This is a genomic window from Gordonia sp. 852002-51296_SCH5728562-b (genome assembly GCF_001665475.1).
In the GTDB taxonomy this organism is placed as follows: Bacteria; Actinomycetota; Actinomycetes; order Mycobacteriales; family Mycobacteriaceae; genus Gordonia; species Gordonia sputi.
The window spans coordinates 1-18753 of the sequence record NZ_LZMI01000011.1; the positions used below are offsets into that span (position 1 = coordinate 1).

Below are 18753 nucleotides of genomic sequence, written 5' to 3' on the forward strand. Positions count from 1 at the left end.
AGTGGGCGCTCACCTGGAGCGCCCACTCCGACAGTGTCACCATGACGCTCGGCGACCGGATCTGGCAGCACGGCGAAGGGCTGGGCGACAACTCGATGCACGCCGGCGCCGTGTATCACGGTGTCCTGGTGAAGGATTCAGAATCGAAAACCTACATGCAGATGGCCGGCTTCACCTCCGCCGAGCACTCGCTGACCTGGTGCAACCCGGACAAGTACGGGTACTCGCGGGAGTGCGGAGCCTGATCAGGCCCCGCAACATCAAAGACCCTTAAGGTAATAGCGAACTATGCGCCGCATTCGCTGGCGTAATCGTTGGTGCGGCAGAACGGAATCGAGTCCTGGCCGGGATGCAGCGACATCAACAGGACCGTGTGTCCTTCTCGTTTACCCAGCGCGCCCTCGAACTGCTTCCCGGCGCCCAGTATTCCGTAGCTGCCCTGACCCAGCTTCTTGGTCTGCGTCTTGACCTCAGTCAGGATGCCGCAGTCGGGGAACACCGTGGTCTTCTGCGCCTTCCAGGCCAACGTCCACGTTTCGCTATTCGACGCACCGCTGCCGAGTGTGATGGTTCCGGAACCGTTGTCGCGCAGATCAATCGATCGCCCGTGCCCAACCCACTGCCCCGCATACGGCGCGCGATCCGAGCATGCCTCGGCCGGGGCCGACGATGCAGGCGGTGCCGCGTACCGCGGGTCCTTGGTCCCTCCTGCGTGTGCGGCAGCGGGCATCGACAGGACCACCGCGGCAGCACAGAGTGCAGCAGCGCCGGCGGAACGGGAGAACTTCATGGACGACCTCCGAGATTCGGACGAACGAGACAGTGGTGCGCCACTGGACGGTACCCAGCCCGATGCTGCATCGATGTAACTCGATCGGGTGAAAGCCGTCATTTGAGTACGAACGGACTACACGGACCGGCGCCTGACGGTGTCGCGGGTCGGGAAGTAGTCACGGGCCCTCTGCCGGGCCGGCTCGCGCCCGCGCCGACGCTGCTCGGACCCCCAACGCCCCCAGGGACACCGACACACGCACACCGACCACGACGTCCTCACCGACGACCGCGCACTCGAACACCTCCGCCCGCGGCCGCTGCTCGGCGGTGAGCGACTTGGCCGTGGCACACGGGTCAGCCCGCGCCGCAACATGATCGGCCGCCGCGGCCAATGCGGCGAGATCGGCGGCCGACTGCGCCCGATGACGAGCCAGCGTCGCCGCACCCACATAGATGACCAGCACGATCAGGGCTGCGATACCCGCGATTGCCCCGGCCGCGGCCACGGTGGCGTAGCCGCCCTCATCGCGGAGAAGTCGAGTGAAGCGTGAATCCCGCTGCGTCCGCGCCCCACCCGACCGGCGACAGGTCACCGCATCACCCCCGGCGCGACGTCGACCTGGTCGGCACCATCGGGCTCAGGGACGGCGACGGCCCGCGCAGACAATGTCAGACCCGGCACCATCGGCGCTCCGCGACGGACCTCGACGACGATCCGATCTGCCTGCGCCGCAACAGAGATCTGCGCACCCGGCACGATCTGCTCGCCTGCGGCGCGGGCATTATCGTCACCCGCGGCCGTCAGCCGAGCGACCTCGCGGGCGGCGTCGGCACAACGGACCTGAGTGGTTACCGCCATGACCACACCCACCGCGAGAATCACCACGATCACGACAGCCGAAATCGCGTACGCTCCCTCGATCGTGACCATCCCCGACTCGTCGTCGATAATCCGTCGCGGCCGCATCTCAACCCACCGACGTGTTGAGCGCCTTGGTGATGATCCCGGTCAGAGCGCTGACAATGTTGTCGCCACTGACCACCGTGTACAAGATCGCCCCGAACGCTGCGGCCGCAATCGTGCCGATTGCGTACTCCGCGGTGCTCATGCCTTCGTCGTCGGTCATCAATCTGGTCAGGTTCGCGTTGGTACGAACCGTGATTCGTTCGAATCCGCTTCGGGTCGCGTGGAGAATCTTCATGATGTGCCTTTCGGTTGAGGTGAAACTGATTGGTGCTGCACTGCTTTGACGTTGAGAACCCACGAAGAGATCCATCGAGTCTTCTAAAGACCGGAGAGTGTTGAGCCCGCGAGGCCGATCACAACCGGGACGATGCCGAGACACACGAACGCGGGGAGAAAACACAGGCCGAGCGGACCGCTCACCAGCACCCCTGCCCGCTCGGCACGAGCATGCGCGTCGTCGTGCGCTCGACGTCGGGTTTCGGTGGCGAGCTCACCCACCTGGGCCGACAGCGCCGACCCCGCACGAGCTGATCGCCGAGCGAGCATCGACAACTGCTCGAAATACTCGGTGTCGGAGGGTTTTCGGCGTGCTGGTCGAACTCCAAGTGGCGTCGACCACGCACGTTCGGGCTCGGCGCCGAGCTCGAGTAGCTCCGCCGTAGCGGTCAGCGGCTCCGCCAACGCCGTCGGTGCTGTCTGTGCGACGGCGAGTGCGGAGGCGGGGACCGTGAGACCTGCGCGCAGACACACTGCGAACAGGTCGAGGCCCGCGGCGATGGCAAACGGATCGTCGACCTCACGGTGCTTTCCGAGCCACCGCGCTTCTCCCGAGGGACTATCAGGCGGCTCGACGACCCGATACAGCAGCCACCGCCGCGGCGGCAGGATCAACACCGCTGCAGCGAGTAGCAGCAGCGACATCGTCATCCGCGCACCACTTTGTCGGTGATCCGTTCGGTCCACACCACGCCCGCAGCGACCAGCGCCGTGCCGATCACCAGCAGCATGCCGCCGAGACCCCCGCCGAGCAGCACCTGGATCGGGCGCGCGCCCGTCGCCTGACCCAGCCCTATCCCGAGGAGCGGAAGTCCTGCCAGCACAACGGCAGTCGCGCGCGCCCCCGCAAGGCCGGCACGCGTGCGCTCGGTGAACGCGCGTCGCGCGGCGAGGTCGGCGCGCAACGACTCGAGCAACTCCCCCATCGGGACGCCCGAGTGCTCCGCGGTTCGCCACGCGACGGCGATCCGGCGCCAGGACTGATCCGCAGAATCCGAACCAGATCCCTGCCCCCGGCTCTCAGACGCCCCATCGACGACGACGCTCCCCCCGAGTTCGGCTCGTGCGGCCAACACGGTCAGCCCTTCGGCCACCTCCGATGGATCATCCCTACCCTCCGAGATCTCGCGGGCTGCAACGGCACATGCGCGGGCGGGCGGAGCTCCCACCGAAAGCTCGGCGATCACCAGCGCCAGAGCGGTCAACATCTCGTCGCGCTGAACCTCGTGCTCGGCCGCACGACGTCTTCGCCGACGGAGCCAGACGACCAGCGCCACCACGATCGACGCCGCCACCGCACCCGAGATCCCTCCGACGAGCAGCGCCACCAGCGGCGCACAGACCAACCCACAAGCGCTCGGCTGCAACGGTGTCCATCGCGTGGCCGCCGTCCCGGTCAACATCGACACGCGATGCTCGACCCGACTCGTCGGCCACCACATCACCCCAATCGCAAGCGCCGCCAACACGATGCTCATGTGCGCTCCTCGACCAACGCGTCGAACTCCGCGCGGTGCTCGGTGAATCCACTGTTTCGCAGCCAAACCGGCAGGATCGTCACCCATCCATCGGCGTTCCGGGATACCATCCCGACTTCGACAATCCCCCGCGCTCCACCGGCTGTACGGCTGACCCCGACAACGATTCGGACGGCGGCCGCGAGCTGTGAGTGCAATGCTTCTCGGTTCATTCCCCCAAGTGCCGCAAGCGCTTCCATACGAGCAGGAACCTCCGAGGTCGAGTTGGCGTGCAACGTCCCGCCGCTCCCTTCATGGCCCGTGTTGAGTGCGGTGAGAAGGTCGATGACCTCGGCACCGCGAACCTCCCCGACGATGATGCGGTCAGGTCGCATCCGCAGCGCTTGTCGAACCAGGACTCGTACCGGAACCTCGCCCATCCCTTCGACATTCGACGTTCGTGCGACAAGACGCACCACATGTGGATGTGCCGGGGCGAGTTCCAACGCATCCTCGACGCACAGCACCCGATCAGTCGGGGCCATGGCACCGATCAACGCGTTCAGCAGAGTCGTCTTGCCCGACCCGGTTCCGCCGACGATGAGAAAGGCGAGACGTGCGGCGACCGTCGCTTCGAGCACCTCGACCAACTCGGGCGGGACCGCCCCCGACGCGATCAGTCCCGCCATATCCATTCCGGCCGTGCGCAATACCCGCAGAGAGATACATGTACCGTCCGCGGCCAGCGGAGGGATGACGGCGTGGAGCCGCACGGTGAGTCCGCGTCTGCCGAGCGACGTGAGCTGGGCGTCGACCCACGGTTGCGCGTCGTCGAGACGTCTGCCGGCGCCGAGCGCCAGCCGACTAGCGAGTCGTCGAACGGCCGCATCGTCGTCGAAGGTGATACCAGTCGGTTCGAGACCACTGCCTCGATCGACCCAGACCCGCTGCGGGCCGACGACGAGCACGTCGGCGACGCCGGGCTCGGCGAGCAGTACCTCGAGTCGTCCCGCGCCGGTCAGTTCGGTCTGCAGATGCCGCAGTGCCGCAAGCAGGTCGGTGTCGCCGAGAACCCCACCCGATTCCGCGCGAATCGCCTCCGCGATGACCGCTGCCGTCGGTTCGGCCGACTCCTTGGCGAGGCGCTCACGCACCCGGTCGATCAGAGCGTCGTCGGACGTCGCGGTCACCGCCTGCACGCGTGAACTTCGCTGTGCCGCGGCACTACTCATGATGCCGCCACTCGAGCGTCGGCGAATCGTGAGTACACGGCCGACGCCGCCCGCCCCAACGGACTGCGCGGCGCGACCCGCAGACGTCCTGCTTCGAGACGCATGGCCAGGCGCGGGTCGGGCCGGCACGCGGCGATCAACGGCACACCAACCGCTTCGGCGATCTGCGCTGCCCGCAACCCGCCGGGAGACGGCCCGCGGATCACGAGTTCGACGCGCGGGCACGCCGGCAGCAATCGAGCGATCAGGAGACGTGCGGCGGCGGTACCTGCGACGGTCGGAGTGGTCACCACCACCACCAATTCGGCCGACTCTGCCACTGCGCGCACCACCGGGGTGTCGGCGCGTGGGAGATCCGCGATCACCAGGTCGCCGTGCGCACGACCGGCGTCTACCGCTGCGAGCACAGGGCCACGCGAAAGCGACCGGATGTCGTCACGCCTCCCGGTGACCAGCGCAAGCCTGTCGTTATACCGCGGCAACGCATTTCGGAGCGACGCACCGCTGACCGCACCCTCGTCGAAGGAAAGGTCTTGCCAGCGGAGCCCTTCGCGCGCTTCCACGCCGAGCGTGAGATCCAATCCGGCCCCGAGCTCGTCGATGTCGAGTAGCAACACCCGCTCGCCGCTGTCGACGGCTGCCAGCGCACTCGCCACGGCGAGCGTCGACGCTCCCGCCCCGCCGTGCGCCGGAATGAACGCCAATGCTCCTGCTTGGCGCGATGCCGGCAGTCTCAGTTCGGTGAGAATCCGCACCAGGTGGGACTCATCGTCGGGGAGCACAGCCGAATCGACGGCGCCGAGATCGAGCGCACCACGCCACGTCGCAGAGGCGGGTTCGACGTCGGAGATCAGCACGACGCCTCCGCGCCGTGGCAGCGAGCTCTGTGCGAGCGTGGCGACAGCGGGCGGATCGAGCACGACCGCACGAGTTCTCAACCAATCCCGCCGGCACTCACGCGCGTCACCGGGGATCAGCCGATAGCCCGCTGCGGCAGCGCACCGGGCAACGTCGTCGTGCAAGTGTTCGGCCACAAGGGCGAGGAGGTCGTCGGACATGAACTGAGCATGCGTCGCACCGCCGACCGGTACGCCCTGCTACCGCGATGCGTGGGCGCATCTGGGGACAGAGGCTTGCTTGTGGATGAGCGCCGCACGCGCAACGCAGCTCACCCGGCAAGTGTCGACGCAGCGGGATTTACTATGATGAATTATCGGTGCGATGGTGTACGCTAGGCACGTCTAACGCACCGGATCGACGCGGCGAGACCGTCTTGACGCGGCCAGACCGTCCAGCCCAGAGAGCAACCCAGCCCGGTTGCCGACAAAGAAGAGACCCCCAGACAGAGGACAACCCCGGCCAGGGGGGGGAGGGGGCCGGGGTTGTCGCGTTTCAGCCCCGGGGGGTCGGGCTGAAAGGCGCCGGTTCAATAAAGAACCGGGTAGCACCGACTATACACACTCGAACGCCAGGTGAGAATACTGATTGCAGCATTTGCGATAGTTTGCCAAGCGGTCATTCGTCCCAAACGACCGTCGTGATGCGCGAGGCCTGGACCTGCGAGTACGTCGATTCGCCCCTCCGCTGGGCGGGTGACGTTAAAGATGTTTAACCGAATCGGCACGGGTGATGTGTGGGTCGGATGACCGGCGGGCATCTTTCGGCTTGATCCTGATCATCCGGATTCTCGCCCCGGAACCCGTCCGTCGAGCTCGCTTGCGGGAGTTTCCAGAGCGGCTCGCCAAGGGGCTTGATGTGACGCCGATCACGGTGTAGAACGTAAATCACGGAAAACTCGTCGAGCAAAGTCCGATCCGGAAGAGAAGGACCGAACCCCCCGGCGAGCACTCCCAGCACGGGCGGCAAGCACCCACGCGGAGCACGCCGCATGAGGCACAAGTGTTGTGCGCCTGCGACATCGCGGCTTCGAGCAACAACTCCGACAACTGCAGCGCCACGCCTGGCCCGAGAGTTCGTCCGGCACCGACATCGACGGATGCCGTGAGCGGGCCAGAGAGCAAGGGCAGCGCGACGGAGGAGACCTGTTCTCGCAGAACGTGATCCCTCGCCGAGGCGGTGACCACAACCCACCGCAGCACGCTTGGTAACTTGGGTCCGTGCTACGCGGGCGGCAACCTGTCGAGAGACAGGTGGGCCGCCCGCAGTGCTGTCTGGGGCGCAGGCTGTCTGGGCAAGTCTTCGCCCGCTGGCAGCGTCCGGCCCCCCGGCACCAATCAGGCAGCCATCATCCCGCGCGAGCGGCGTCGGCGATCGACCTCGCCTCGGTCGCTCCGGCCACCATCGCCTCGCAGCAGAACACGATCCACGCGCCGAGCGCATCAGGCTGACCGGTGCCGAATCCCGTTGCCAGCGAGTGATATTCGTCGACCTTCTTGAACCAGGTCACCTCGGGTACGCCGAGGTTGTGCGGATCGAGGCCACTCGACGTCGACGTCAGGCGCGACGCCGCGCGGGCGACGACACCGCTGGCGCTTCCGAAGGCGTCGAGTGTCAGCAGTTCGCCGTGCACCACCGCGGCCAACACCGGTGCAGGCACCGACGTCGCACCGGTGATCAACTGGCCGAGGAGTTCGAGTCGCGTCGCGACGTCGGCTCCCGGTCGCGGGCGGCCGAGCAGGTCGGGGTCGTCGACGAGGTCGGCGGCGGCCAGCATATGCAACCGCGCGAACGCCTGCGCGGGCGCGCGTCGATACACCGCCGTCAACGCATCGAGCGAATCACCATCGAGCGCCTGGGCCACCCGCATCGCGCCGGCCAGGATCGGGTCGTCGAAGTCTCCGTCACGCCTCAGCTCGACGCTCCCACCGTCAATCGCCGCAGACGATCGGCCGGCCCGCCACGACGCCTCGGTCGCGGTGTTGTTCCAACCACGCAGATTGGCCGGATGCCGGTGCACAGCGCCGAGCGCGTCGCGCGCACGGTCGGCGGCCTCGCGCACGCCGGGCAACTCCGTAAGCGGCGCAAGTGGGTCGGTAGTCACAGTTCGCCACGGTAATCGATTCCTGCGCTGCCAGATTCTGTGCCCCGCGGGCGCTCACCCAACGAACGCCCGGTCGGAGCCATGCAACCGTGACATCGTCGGTCTATGTCCGTCCTCACGCAGCACCCACAGATCACCACCGTCGACGCCGAGCAGCTGGCGCTGATCCGCGCGACCGTACCCTCTGACGCGCTACGCGGCTTCTACGACGACGCGTTCCGCAGACTGCCTGGGGCGATCGCGTCGTCGGGCCTGGCGATCACCGGACCGCCACGTGGGCTGACATTCGGACTCCCTACCGACGCCATCGACGTCGGTGTGGGCTTCCCCGTCGACGGAGTCGTCGAAGCGACCGATGACGTGACGCCGTTCCGAACCCCGGGAGGTCGCGCGGTCACCTACGACCACCGCGGCAACTACGACCATCTGTCCGACGTCTACGCGGAGTTGTTCGCGTGGATTGCCGATCACTCCCTGGTTCGCGGGGATGTCGTGTGGGAGATCTATCTGACTCAGCCGACTCCCGACGCCGATCCAGAGGACATGATCACCCAGATCTTTGTCCCGGTGACAGACGCGGTGTGAACCGTTCGTCGCGCACCATCGACAGCTCGGCGCGCGAGCTCTGCCGCCAGTCCCCCGGCGCCTGCAACGCCACCCCAACGTGACTACCCTCACAATGAGACCCCGGCACGCCCCACCTCACCGTGGGTGGAGTCGCGTGAATGCACACCGAGAGTGAAAGGCCCTGCTCAGAGATGTCCACAGCTGCACACCCCACCGCACAGGTGTATCCGCCGACGCCCGAGTTCGTCGCGCAGGCGAACGGCACCGCCGCGCTCTACGACCATGCCGACGCCGACCGCCTCGAGTTCTGGGCGGAGCAGGGCAGGCGCCTGGACTGGGACACCGATTTCGACCAGGTCCTCGACTGGTCGGATGCACCATTCGCGAAGTGGTTCGTCGGAGGCAAACTCAACGTGGCGGTCAACTGCGTCGACCGCCACGTCGCCGCGGGCAAGGGCGACCGTGTCGCGATCCACTGGGTCGGCGAGCCCGGCGATTCGCGTGACCTCACCTACAGCCAGCTCAAGGACGAGGTGTCCAAGGCGGCCAACTACTTCGCCTCGATCGGCCTGGTCCCCGGCGACCGCGTGGCCATCTACATGCCGATGGTCCCCGAGGCGCTCGTCTCGATGCTCGCGTGCGCACGCCTCGGCCTGACCCACTCGGTGGTGTTCGCCGGGTTCTCCGCAGGCGCGCTGCGCTCCCGCGTCGACGACGCCGAGGCCAAACTCGTCATCACCACCGACGGCCAGTTCCGCCGAGGCAAGCCCGCACCTCTCAAGACCGCCGTCGACGAAGCACTCGGCACCGGCGACGCCGCCGCGAAGTCTGTCGAGAAGGTCCTCGTCGTGCGTCGTACCAATCACGATCCCGATCTGAACTGGGTCGAAGGTCGCGACGTGTGGTGGGAGGACACCGTCGACGAGTCGTCGACTCATCACGAACCGGAAGCCTTCGACTCCGAGCACCCGCTGTTCCTGCTTTACACGTCGGGCACCACCGGTAAGCCCAAGGGCATCGTGCACACTTCGGGCGGTTACCTGACCCAGGCCAGCTACACCTTCCATTACGTCTTCGACCACAAGGAAGGCCGCGACGTCTTCTGGTGCGGCGCCGACATCGGCTGGGTCACCGGCCACTCGTACCTCGTCTACGGGCCGCTCTCCAACGGGGCGACCGAAGTGGTCTACGAGGGCACCCCCAACTCCCCCAACGAGCACCGTCACTTCGAGATCATCGAAAAATACGGTGTCACAACGTATTACATCGCTCCCACGCTGATCCGTACGTTCATGAAGTGGGGCCGCCAGATCCCCGACGCCCATGATCTGAGCTCCATCCGACTGCTCGGCAGCGTCGGCGAACCGATCAACCCCGAGGCGTGGAAGTGGTTCCGCGAGGTCATCGGAGCCAACTCGGCACCCATCGTCGACACCTGGTGGCAGACCGAGACCGGCGCCATCATGATCTCGCCGCTACCCGGCGTCACCGCGACCAAGCCAGGCTCGGCCATGGGACCGCTGCCCGGCATCTCGGCGAAGATCGTCGACGACAACGGCCAGCCTGTCGGCGCGGGCGAGCAGGGCTACCTGGTCCTCGACAAGCCGTGGCCGTCGATGCTTCGCGGCATCTGGGGCGACGACGAGCGCTACCGCGACACATACTGGTCGCGGTTCGCCGAACAGGGTTGGTACTTCGCCGGCGACGGCGCCCGCTACGACGACGACGGGGCACTCTGGGTCCTCGGCCGTGTCGACGACGTCATGAACATCTCCGGCCACCGCATCTCCACCGCGGAGGTCGAATCGGCCCTCGTCGGGCACTCCGGTGTCGCCGAAGCCGCCGTGATCGGAGCTGCCGATGAGACCACCGGGCAGGGCATCGTCGCGTTCGTGATCCTGCGCGAAGGCGTAGCGAACACCGGAGATCAGCTGATCAAGGAGCTCCGCGAGCAGGTGTCGGTGGAGATCTCCCCGATCGCCAAGCCGCGTGAGATCAACGTCGTGCCCGAACTGCCCAAGACCCGATCGGGCAAGATCATGCGACGTCTTCTCAAGGACGTCGCCGAAGGCCGCGAGCTCGGCGACACCTCGACACTGGTCGATCCCTCGGTGTTCGAGGCGATTCGCAGCCGAAAGGGCTGATCCGCACACAGTTGCTCGCCCGTTTTCAGTCATTCGGCGCGGCGCCGGCCGGCAAAAGCCCAGGTCGGCGTCGACGGTCGACGGAAAAATGACTGAAAACGGGCGAGCTGCGTCTGGAGATCTCGTTGTCCCGGCGGCCTTGCTCTTGACCCTGACACGGTGACAGGGTTTTGACTCAGGTCGTGGAGGTGATCACGATGACTCAGACACTCATCGACGCGCTGTCGGCGCCGGATCCGTCGATCCGGCTGCGCGCAGCACTGGCGGCGGGGACCGAACCCGATCCAGCGCTCGTCGACGCACTGGTACACCGCAGCGGCGTTGAATCCGACTTCTTCGTCCGCGACATGCTGACCTGGGCACTCACTCGGACGCCGCACGCAGCGACGGTGCCGCGAGTGGCCGCGGAGTTGGACTCGACGTCGGCGCAGGCGCGCAGCCAGGCATTACACACGCTGTCGAAGATCGGCGATCGCAGTGTCTATCAGCACATCACGGGCCTGCTGCACGATCCAGACGACGAGGTAGCCCGGACAGCGTGGCGGACGGCGGTTGCGCTCGTTGCCGATGACGATGAGGACGTCTCCGATCTCGCAGCCGCCCTGGCCGCCGAACTCGGCCGCGGCGACCGAGAGGTGCAGCGCAGTCTCAGTCGTGCGCTGAGCGCGCTCGGCGAGGCAGCAATCGGCGTTCTAGACTCGGCGAGCACAAGCGGCCACGAGGCAGTGCGCATTCACGCCGACGCGACCCGGCGCCTGATGAACGACCCGGGCGGCGGGTTCGCCGACGCAGTCGAACAAGCAAAGCGCGCACTGACACTGCGTGGTGCACCCGTCCGCATCGACCATGCTGATCGGTGAGGTGTCGCGGCATTCGGGCGTGAGCGTCCGGATGCTGCGGCACTACGACCGGCTGGGGCTGGTGCGACCGGCGACCCGCACCGCGGGCGGGTACCGCGACTACTCCCCCGACGACATCGCGCGGCTGTTCCGCGTCGTCGGACTGCGCGCGCTCGGGGTGTCACTGGCAGGAATCAAGACACTGCTGGACACCCCGGGGACCGCCGAACCCGCAGACCTGGTCGACGAGCTCATCGCGAAGACGCGCCAACGCATCACGCGCGAGACCGCGTTGCTCACGCGCCTGACCCGCATCGCCGACGCCGCGCCGACCGACTGGGAGGACGTGCTGAACTCGGTGAAACTACTCCACGACCTCGACTCCGACTCCCCGGCCCTACGCCAGCGGGCCGCGCTGACCGCACACGGCGGGCGACTCTCGCCGGAGGCGCTCGCGAAAGCCGTTCTGGCCGAGCGCGATACGAATGTCGCCGGCACCCTCGTCTGGGCGCTCGCCGATTTCGCCGATCCCGCTGCGGAGGCCGCACTCGGTGCGGGTCTCCTCTCCCCAGACCCCGAGATCCGACGCCGTGCGGTCTCGGCGATCACGAAGCTGAACACCGACACGTCCGTCGAATTGCTGCGACGCACCGCACTCCGCGACACCGACCGTGCCGTCGCCGATGCCGCGTCGCTCGCCCTCGCAACGCGGGGTGACACTGCCATGATCCCGCGGTTGATCAACATGGTCGTCGACGGCAGTCATGACGTCGACGCCGCCGACGCGATCCGCGACCTCGCACACACCTCCGCAACCGCCGACGAGATCGCGACGGAACTCGGCAGGCTCCTCGATGGCGACCACGTCGATCCGCAGGCACGGAGCAGACTCGCCCAGGCACTCGTCGACCTGCCCGGCGAGGTGGCCGTGCACATCCTCGACGCGCAGACCGACGACCGCGATCCCGCGGTGGCCGCACTCGCCACGCTGCGACAACACCGCTCATGACCGGGTCGACCCGCCGCCACGCCACGTCGACGCGGCGGCGGGCACAACCGCGAAGACCCGCGCATGGCAACATATGGCAGGAGAACGCCAAAGACGGAGGATGCTGTGAGTGGAAACGAGTCCGGCCAGTCCGACTACCGCAACGCAGGGGGCAAGACACCGTCGATTCCGTTGAGCGACGCCGACCGCGATTCGTCCGGCGAAGCCAGCGTCGGAAGCCTGGTCAAGAACGCCACCGCGAGTGTCTCGACGCTGTTCCGGTCCGAGGTCGCGCTGGCCAAGGCGGAGCTGGTCGACGACGCGAAGAAAGCGGGGGCGGGCACCGCTCTGCTGATCGTGGCGGGCGTGATGGCTCTGTACGCGAGCTTCTTTTTCTTCTTCTTCCTCGCCGAACTGCTCGACGAGTGGGTCTCGCGCTGGCTCGCGTTCCTGATCGTGTTCGCGATCCTGGTTGTCATCACGCTGATCGCAGCCTTCGTCGGCTACCTCGTGTTCAAACGAGTTCGCGGTCCGAAGAAGACGATCAGCAGCGTCAAGGAAGTGCAGACCGTGCTGCCGGGCCGCCACGACGACGGCCCCGGCTCGTCGCTCGGACACGGCGGCAGTCATCCTGCGATACCGCCCGCACGCGAGGCCTGAGATTTGGCCGCAGCCCCCGACCCGTCCAGTGTCCGGTTCGCCGGGCCCTGGCGTCATCTCGACGTACGTGCCAACGGGGTGCGGTTCCACGCGGTCGAGGCCGACGGCCCGGGCACGTCCTCGGAACATCCAGACCGCCCACTCGCCTTGCTGCTTCACGGTTTCGGTGAGTTCTGGTGGAGTTGGCGCCACCAACTGGCCGACCTGACCGAGGCCGGTTACCGAGCTGTCGCGGTCGATCTGCGCGGCTACGGCGACAGCGACAAACCTCCTCGCGGTTACGACGGTTGGACCCTGGCAGGCGATACCAACGGCCTCGTGCGCGCGCTCGGGCATACATCCGCGACGCTCATCGGCCACGCCGACGGCGGGCTGGCATGCTGGGCGACCGCCACGCTGCACCCACGTGCGGTGCGCGCGATCGCGGTCATCTCCTCACCTCATCCGCGGGTCCTGCGGCGCGACGTGTTGCGAGACGCCGAGCAGCGGTCGTCGTTTCTCGGAAACTTCTTGAGCAACCAGGTGCCGCGCATGGCCGAGCGACGACTGACCCGACACAACGGCGCATTCATCGGCGAATACTTCGCCGAGCGGTCGGGGCTCGCATGGCAGGACACCGACGACTACACCGACACTGTCGACAAGAACCGATCCGCGATCCAGATTCCCGGCGCCGCACACTGCAGCCTGGAGTACCAGCGCTGGGTGTTCCGGTCGCAATTTCGACCCGACGGCGTCCGCTTCATGGACCTCATGGAGAAGCGGCTGTCCATCCCGGTCCTCGCGGTGCGCGGCGTCGACGATCCCTACATCACCGACGAATCAGTCGGTGCCGGTGCCGAATGGGCCTCGGACTTCGACTATCGCCCCATCCCCGGCAGCGGTCACTTCGCCCACCAGGAGCGGCCGAGTGAGGTCAGCATGCTGCTCGGCGACCTCCTCGCCGGCACCGGCCGCGACGACTAGCGCACGCTCGACGTCCCGCGGCGCACAGTCGGCAGGCTCGATCGCAAACCCCTCGCCGACCGTGCGCTTCCTACGGCCGAGTGTGCGTCAGGAGTGCACGCACTCGCCCGTGCTCACGCGCGCGGTGCGGCGTTCGGAGGCGTCGAGGTCGGACTTCACCTGCTTGGCGGTGAGCACGAAGCCGGTGTTGTCCGCGGTGTCCTCGGCGGCGCCGAACACGACGCCGAGCACGTCGCCGTCCGGAGTGATCATCGGCCCGCCGGAGTTGCCCTGGCGGATGGTGCCACGCACCGTGTACACCTCGCGCAGCACCTGGTTGGTGCGGTAGATGTCGGGTCCCGACAGGTTGATCGTCTCGCGCACCCGCACCGCGGTCGACGTGAACGGACCGGCCTCGGGATAGCCGAGCACGATCGCGTCGGCTCCCGGCTTCGCCGACGAGTCGTCGAATTGCAGTGCCTTGGCGCTCAATCCGGGGACGTCGAGGACCGCGATGTCGGTGCGGCTGTCGAAGAGCACCACCTTGGCGGCGAGCGAGTCGCCGCCCTCGGTCTGCACCGTCAATCGGCGGGTTCCGGCGACGACGTGCGCGTTGGTCATGACCCGCTCGGGCGACACGACGAATCCGCTGCCCTCCAACGCCTGCTGGCAGCTCGGGGCAACACCCTCGATCTTCACCACGCTCTGCTGTACTCGCGACACCACCGCGGAATTCTCCAGCGACGTGTCGGGTGGGTCGACGTTCGCGACAGGAGTCTGCACGAAGGGGCCGATCACCTCGGGCAGACCCGAATCGTCGAGCATCGGTCCGAGTTCGCGGGTCGGGAAATCGCGCAGCCACGTCGGGGCGACGGAATCGACACCCCGCAGAATCGTGGATCCGCGCACCGCGCTTGCGATTTCGGGCGACGACGCGCGTCCGAGCGGAATCGCCAGCAGCCAGGCCGCGACCAACACCGCGATGACCTGCAGCATCAGCCCGATCACGCTGTCGACGTGCCGCAGCGCCGTCGACCTGATACCACCGCGGGCCGCTCGTCCGAGCACCATGCCCGACGTCTCGCCGATGATGACCAGCACCACGAGCAGCGCAACCCCGACGACGAGCCGCATACTTCGATCGTCGATACGTGAAAGTATGTGGGGCGCAATCAAAATGCCTGCCACCGCGCCCAGAATCACGCCGACGACCGCCAGTCCCGACGCCACCGCGCCCTGCCGCCAGCCACTGAGCGCGGCGAGCAGTGCGAGCACGATGACGATCACGTCAACCCATGTCGATCCGCTCACCGGGCGGCATCCTCGGACGCCTCGGTATCTCCGTCGCCGGAATCAGCCGCGCGACGCAGCGTCGGAAATCCGCTCAGCTGAGGCGATCCCGCGCGGGCGATCGCCTCCTCGAGCGGGCGGACGTCGTCGTGGTTCCACGGGACGTCCCACCCCGACGCATCGCTGATCGCCGCGAGGAGCCCACCGGTGAAACCCCACACCAGAAGTCCGTCGACGAAGAATGCCGGACCGCGATAGGCGCGCGCACCGAGCACCGACCGCTGCACCTGAAAACGGTTCTGCGGTGCCAACATCTCGCGCAGATTCACGCGCACAACGCGCGACGTCTCGCCTGCGTCGACGACGCCGACCGGTCCCGGTTCACGCCAGTGCGCGACAACCGGGGTCACCTCGAAGTTCGAAACGGGTACGGGAAAGCTCGGCAGATTGGCGAGGACGTCGACGCTGCTCGCCTCGAGTCCGGTCTCCTCGGCGGCTTCGCGCAGCGCGGTGCCGACGGGATAGTCGTCGCCCGGATCGAACGAGCCGCCGGGGAAAGCCACCTGCCCGCTGTGCTGGCGCAACGTCGGGGCTCGCTCGGTGAGCAGCACCTGTGCGTCGGCGGGCAGGCCGCCCGGATGGTCGGGGTCGGCATCCCACGAGCCGGAGAACAAGATCAGCACCGACGCCGCGCGGCGGTCGCGACGCAGCATCGACGCCCAGCGCGAGCGGTCGCCACCGCGATCGAGCACGCTGTCGGTCACGGCCGAGACATTGCCGGTGAGCTGCCGCAACCACGGAGGAATCTTCGCTGTGTCGACGAGCTGCCCGACGTGTGGCTCCTGCGACGGCTGTTCGGTGCGCGTCACGTGGCGACACCGGTGGCGTCGCGCACGGCGTCGGCAACCTCGTCGACGCTGCCGAACTCCTTGGGAAGTATTGTGGCAATGGTTCCGTCGGCGCGGAGCAGGATGGTCGACGGGAAGACTCTCGGTGCCCGAAGTGCTGCCGCGACCTTGCCGTCGACGTCGAGGACCGTCGGGAGATGGACGCCGACCTCGCGCAGGAACGTCAACACCGCGAACGGATTACCCGCGCCCTGTTCGGCATGCACGGTGAGCACCGTAACCCGATCGCCCGCGCGCCGCGCGTACTCGGCGAGTACCGGCAGCTCGCGCCGACACGGCAGGCACCACACCGCCCACATATTGATGAGCACGGGCTTTCCTGCAGTTCCGGCCCCGAGGTTGTAGGCGTTGCCGGTTGCCAGACACGGCGCGACGACCCCCGCCAGTGCCGCGCCGGACGATTCCGGCAACCCGGCGTTCGGGCATGGTTCGACGGCGGCGTCGGCGCGGGCCTTGGCGAGCGTGGCGTCGTCGACCTTGGCGTCGGGGACCGCCGCGACACCGGAGTTGTCGGTCGGCGAACCGAGACTGTTCGACGATCCCGAATCGCGCGGCCAGATGGCGACGATCAACGCGACCATGACGACGAAGAAGACCAGCGTCCAGCGCAACGACGTCGGAAAACGGCTGCGTCGACGCTGGGGTGGCGGGTCGTCGTGCGGGCTCGGTGCGTCGGGGCCCGACGTCGTCGCGGATGTGCCCACTACGCGGAGATCCCTGCGAGCTCGAGGATGTGGTCGGTTTCCGGACCCTTCACGAGCTTTGCCGCCTCGGCTTTGTCCGTCGGACCGAGTCCGACGGACGGACAGTCATGCGCGAGCACACAGACGCCACACGCGGGCTTGCGCGCATGACACACGCGCCTGCCGTGGAAGATCACGCGATGCGAGAGGTTGGTCCACTCCTTGCGCTCGAAGAGCTCTCCGACGGCGTGCTCGATCTTGACCGGATCGGTTTCGGTGGTCCACCCCCATCGCTGTACGAGACGCGAGAAGTGGGTGTCGACGGTGATGCCCGGGATGTCGAAGGCGTTGCCGAGCACGACGTTGGCGGTCTTGCGACCGAATCCGGGTAAGCTGACCAGCTCTTTCAGCGTGTGCGGAACCGTGGAGTCGAAACGTTCGACGAGCGCCTGCCCCAGCCCGATGATCGAGTTGGCCTTGTTCCGGTAGAAGCCCGTCGAGCGGATCATCTCCTCGAGTTCGGTGCGATCGGCCCCCGCGTAGTCGGCGGCGGTGCGGTATTTGGCGAACAGCGCGGGTGTCACCTGGTTCACGCGGACGTCGGTGCACTGCGCCGACAGGATGGTCGCGACGGACAGTTCGAGCGGGTTGGTGAAGTCCAACTCGCAGTACACGTGCGGGAACTCGACCTTGAGTGCACGGTTCATGCGGCGTGCACGGCGAACCAGACCGAGATGGGTTTCTGTCCTGGCTCCCGCAGCCGACTTACGTGCACTCACACGCTTCAGGTTAGCGATCGACTCCGACCAGGTCGGTGGCGACGGCTTGATAACAAGTCAGTGAAGGCGACGATTCCAGTTATGAGCCTCGTCGGCGGTCGGTGTTTACTGATCGGTATGCAAGGACTCGCCGCACTGCTCTTCCCAGCTGTGTTGATGCTTTTCGCACTCGCGATGGAGAAGGTTCAGCACCACACGGACCGGCTCAGCGTCTCCCGCGACAACGTCGAGGAGTTTCTGCAATCAGCTGAGTCCCAGCACGTGGACACGCTGGCCAGGGACGGATTTCCCGCAGCGCTCGACGAGCTGCGCGAGCGTCGCGCGAGCTGAGCGCAACCCCAGACCACCACACGAAACGAACTACGTCGACGTCGTCGACCACTCGACGATCACGCCCTCGCAGGGCGATCCTCATGATCCACACGGCCCCGCCACAACATCAATTCAGCACGCGCAACACGGCCCCAAAGTGGCGCTAGTGACCCATCCAACACATATGCTTCAGGGCGAGAGTAGCGTTGCTGAGTGCGTGTGTCGTTCACGCGGCCGATGAGAAAGGTTCCTTAGGTGGAGGAAGTACTGGCGCGGGCGGGAATTTTCCAGGGTGTGGAGCCCTCCGCTGTCGCGGCGCTGACCAAGCAACTACAGCCCGTGGATTTTCCGCGCGGACACGTGATCTTCCATGAGAGAGAGCCAGGAGACCGCCTCTACATCATCCTGTCGGGCAAGGTGAAGGTCGGACGACGCTCACCCGACGGACGCGAGAACCTGCTGACCATCATGGGACCGTCCGACATGTTCGGCGAGCTCTCCATCTTCGACCCGGGCCCGCGCACGTCGTCGGCCACCACGGTCACCGAGGTCCGTGCCGTGTCGATGGACCGCGACGCGCTGCGCGCCTGGATCAAGGATCGCCCCGAGATCGCCGAGCAGTTGCTGCGCGTGTTGGCCCGACGCCTGCGTCGCACCAACAACAACCTCGCCGACCTGATCTTCACCGACGTCCCCGGACGCGTTGCCAAGCAGCTGCTGCAGCTCGCACAGCGCTTCGGCACCCAGGAGGGCGGCGCACTGCGCGTCACCCACGACCTGACGCAGGAAGAGATCGCCCAGCTCGTCGGCGCATCCCGCGAAACCGTGAACAAGGCGCTCGCCGACTTCGCACAGCGCGGCTGGCTGCGCCTCGAAGGCAAGAGCGTCCTGATCGCCGACTCCGAGCGACTCGCGCGCCGCGCGCGGTAGT

22 protein-coding genes are annotated in these 18753 nt (G+C 67.0%); 9 read left to right on the top strand and 13 right to left on the bottom strand.

Going from position 1 to position 18753, the window contains the following annotated elements; translation table 11 throughout:
• Window positions 1-245: hypothetical protein (locus tag A5766_RS02700; RefSeq protein WP_231894525.1), on the top strand; the 245-nt coding region annotated here is incomplete at its 5' end.
• 41 nt (window positions 246-286) lie between these two features.
• Here A5766_RS02700 and A5766_RS02705 read toward each other — a convergent pair.
• The 9 genes from A5766_RS02705 to A5766_RS02745 form a co-directional block, all read right to left on the bottom strand.
• Window positions 287-790 (bottom strand): hypothetical protein, encoded by a 504-nt coding sequence (locus A5766_RS02705; RefSeq protein ID WP_005208320.1) that lies wholly within the window; start codon window positions 788-790, stop codon window positions 287-289.
• A gap of 160 nt (window positions 791-950) precedes the next feature.
• Window positions 951-1367, bottom strand: a complete 417-nt coding sequence (locus A5766_RS02710; RefSeq protein WP_064863141.1) for an Rv3654c family TadE-like protein — start codon at window positions 1365-1367, stop codon at window positions 951-953.
• On the bottom strand, window positions 1364-1741 hold the full coding sequence (locus A5766_RS02715; RefSeq protein ID WP_064863140.1) for a TadE family type IV pilus minor pilin: 378 nt from the start codon (window positions 1739-1741) through the stop codon (window positions 1364-1366). Before A5766_RS02715 ends, A5766_RS02710 begins: the two co-directional genes overlap by 4 nt.
• A 1-nt stretch (window position 1742) precedes the next feature.
• The gene (locus A5766_RS02720) at window positions 1743-1976 is read right to left on the bottom strand and encodes a DUF4244 domain-containing protein (protein ID WP_064863139.1); all 234 of its coding nucleotides are present in this window, start codon (window positions 1974-1976) and stop codon (window positions 1743-1745) included.
• An 83-nt stretch (window positions 1977-2059) separates the two neighbouring features.
• Window positions 2060-2668: a type II secretion system F family protein gene (locus tag A5766_RS02725; RefSeq protein WP_064903301.1), complete on the bottom strand. Its 609-nt coding sequence runs from the start codon at window positions 2666-2668 to the stop codon at window positions 2060-2062.
• Complete coding sequence (locus A5766_RS02730) at window positions 2665-3495, bottom strand: type II secretion system F family protein (protein WP_064903303.1); 831 nt, start codon at window positions 3493-3495, stop codon at window positions 2665-2667. The genes A5766_RS02725 and A5766_RS02730 overlap by 4 nt, the downstream gene beginning before the upstream one ends.
• Complete coding sequence (locus tag A5766_RS02735; protein WP_197501283.1) at window positions 3492-4706, bottom strand: TadA family conjugal transfer-associated ATPase; 1215 nt, start codon at window positions 4704-4706, stop codon at window positions 3492-3494. Before A5766_RS02735 ends, A5766_RS02730 begins: the two co-directional genes overlap by 4 nt.
• Window positions 4703-5764 carry a septum site-determining protein Ssd gene (gene ssd / locus A5766_RS02740; RefSeq protein ID WP_064903305.1) on the bottom strand — a complete coding sequence of 354 codons (1062 nt, stop codon included), beginning with the start codon at window positions 5762-5764 and terminating at the stop codon, window positions 4703-4705. Before ssd ends, A5766_RS02735 begins: the two co-directional genes overlap by 4 nt.
• 1187 nt (window positions 5765-6951) lie before the next feature.
• The gene (locus tag A5766_RS02745; protein WP_064903307.1) at window positions 6952-7707 is read right to left on the bottom strand and encodes a hypothetical protein; all 756 of its coding nucleotides are present in this window, start codon (window positions 7705-7707) and stop codon (window positions 6952-6954) included.
• Window positions 7708-7812: 105 nt separating this feature from the next.
• Between A5766_RS02745 and A5766_RS02750 the strand changes: the two genes are divergently transcribed.
• From A5766_RS02750 to A5766_RS02775, 6 genes are all read left to right on the top strand, one after another.
• A complete protein-coding gene (locus tag A5766_RS02750) occupies window positions 7813-8292 on the top strand; it encodes a GyrI-like domain-containing protein (protein ID WP_064903309.1) in 480 nt (159 codons plus the stop codon).
• 173 nt (window positions 8293-8465) lie between these two features.
• Complete coding sequence (gene acs / locus A5766_RS02755; RefSeq protein ID WP_064903311.1) at window positions 8466-10418, top strand: acetate--CoA ligase; 1953 nt, start codon at window positions 8466-8468, stop codon at window positions 10416-10418.
• A gap of 197 nt (window positions 10419-10615) precedes the next feature.
• Entirely contained in the window at window positions 10616-11278 is a 663-nt protein-coding gene (locus A5766_RS02760) for a HEAT repeat domain-containing protein (RefSeq protein ID WP_064903382.1), read from the top strand.
• Window positions 11241-12266, top strand: coding sequence for a MerR family transcriptional regulator (locus A5766_RS02765; RefSeq protein ID WP_331710676.1), 1026 nt, complete (start codon window positions 11241-11243; stop codon window positions 12264-12266). Before A5766_RS02760 ends, A5766_RS02765 begins: the two co-directional genes overlap by 38 nt.
• Before the next feature lie 105 nt (window positions 12267-12371).
• The gene (locus tag A5766_RS02770) at window positions 12372-12905 is read left to right on the top strand and encodes a phage holin family protein (RefSeq protein WP_064861919.1); all 534 of its coding nucleotides are present in this window, start codon (window positions 12372-12374) and stop codon (window positions 12903-12905) included.
• A 3-nt stretch (window positions 12906-12908) separates the two neighbouring features.
• On the top strand, window positions 12909-13871 hold the full coding sequence (locus A5766_RS02775; RefSeq protein ID WP_064861918.1) for an alpha/beta fold hydrolase: 963 nt from the start codon (window positions 12909-12911) through the stop codon (window positions 13869-13871).
• Between the two features lie 87 nt (window positions 13872-13958).
• On the opposite strand, the gene A5766_RS02780 is transcribed toward A5766_RS02775, so the two are convergent.
• From A5766_RS02780 to nth, 4 genes are read right to left on the bottom strand one after another with little or no spacing between them, the layout of a single operon-like run.
• Complete coding sequence (locus A5766_RS02780) at window positions 13959-15161, bottom strand: MarP family serine protease (RefSeq protein WP_064861917.1); 1203 nt, start codon at window positions 15159-15161, stop codon at window positions 13959-13961.
• The gene (locus tag A5766_RS02785; RefSeq protein ID WP_064861916.1) at window positions 15158-16009 is read right to left on the bottom strand and encodes an NUDIX hydrolase; all 852 of its coding nucleotides are present in this window, start codon (window positions 16007-16009) and stop codon (window positions 15158-15160) included. The genes A5766_RS02780 and A5766_RS02785 overlap by 4 nt, the downstream gene beginning before the upstream one ends.
• Window positions 16006-16752, bottom strand: a complete 747-nt coding sequence (locus A5766_RS02790; RefSeq protein WP_064903315.1) for a TlpA family protein disulfide reductase — start codon at window positions 16750-16752, stop codon at window positions 16006-16008. Before A5766_RS02790 ends, A5766_RS02785 begins: the two co-directional genes overlap by 4 nt.
• Window positions 16752-17438, bottom strand: a complete 687-nt coding sequence (nth, locus tag A5766_RS02795) for an endonuclease III (protein WP_064903383.1) — start codon at window positions 17436-17438, stop codon at window positions 16752-16754. The genes A5766_RS02790 and nth overlap by 1 nt, the downstream gene beginning before the upstream one ends.
• Before the next feature lie 189 nt (window positions 17439-17627).
• On the opposite strand from nth, the gene A5766_RS02800 reads away from it, so the two are divergent.
• Both A5766_RS02800 and A5766_RS02805 read left to right on the top strand, forming a co-directional pair.
• The gene (locus A5766_RS02800; protein ID WP_005171585.1) at window positions 17628-17840 is read left to right on the top strand and encodes a hypothetical protein; all 213 of its coding nucleotides are present in this window, start codon (window positions 17628-17630) and stop codon (window positions 17838-17840) included.
• A gap of 237 nt (window positions 17841-18077) precedes the next feature.
• Window positions 18078-18752: a Crp/Fnr family transcriptional regulator gene (locus A5766_RS02805; protein ID WP_064903317.1), complete on the top strand. Its 675-nt coding sequence runs from the start codon at window positions 18078-18080 to the stop codon at window positions 18750-18752.
• The last annotated feature ends 1 nt before the right edge of the window (window position 18753 follow it).

Coding starts and splice junctions, on each gene's coding strand:
- A5766_RS02750 (WP_064903309.1), top strand. CDS start 7,813: ATGTCCGTCCTCACGCAGCACCCACAGATCACCACCGTCGACGCCGAG.
- A5766_RS02760 (WP_064903382.1), top strand. CDS start 10,616: ATGACTCAGACACTCATCGACGCGCTGTCGGCGCCGGATCCGTCGATC.
- ssd (WP_064903305.1), bottom strand. CDS start 5,764: ATGTCCGACGACCTCCTCGCCCTTGTGGCCGAACACTTGCACGACGAC.
- A5766_RS02725 (WP_064903301.1), bottom strand. CDS start 2,668: ATGACGATGTCGCTGCTGCTACTCGCTGCAGCGGTGTTGATCCTGCCG.
- A5766_RS02715 (WP_064863140.1), bottom strand. CDS start 1,741: ATGCGGCCGCGACGGATTATCGACGACGAGTCGGGGATGGTCACGATC.
- A5766_RS02735 (WP_197501283.1), bottom strand. CDS start 4,706: ATGAGTAGTGCCGCGGCACAGCGAAGTTCACGCGTGCAGGCGGTGACC.
- acs (WP_064903311.1), top strand. CDS start 8,466: ATGTCCACAGCTGCACACCCCACCGCACAGGTGTATCCGCCGACGCCC.
- nth (WP_064903383.1), bottom strand. CDS start 17,438: ATGAACCGTGCACTCAAGGTCGAGTTCCCGCACGTGTACTGCGAGTTG.
- A5766_RS02720 (WP_064863139.1), bottom strand. CDS start 1,976: ATGAAGATTCTCCACGCGACCCGAAGCGGATTCGAACGAATCACGGTT.
- A5766_RS02800 (WP_005171585.1), top strand. CDS start 17,628: ATGCAAGGACTCGCCGCACTGCTCTTCCCAGCTGTGTTGATGCTTTTC.
- A5766_RS02705 (WP_005208320.1), bottom strand. CDS start 790: ATGAAGTTCTCCCGTTCCGCCGGCGCTGCTGCACTCTGTGCTGCCGCG.
- A5766_RS02730 (WP_064903303.1), bottom strand. CDS start 3,495: ATGAGCATCGTGTTGGCGGCGCTTGCGATTGGGGTGATGTGGTGGCCG.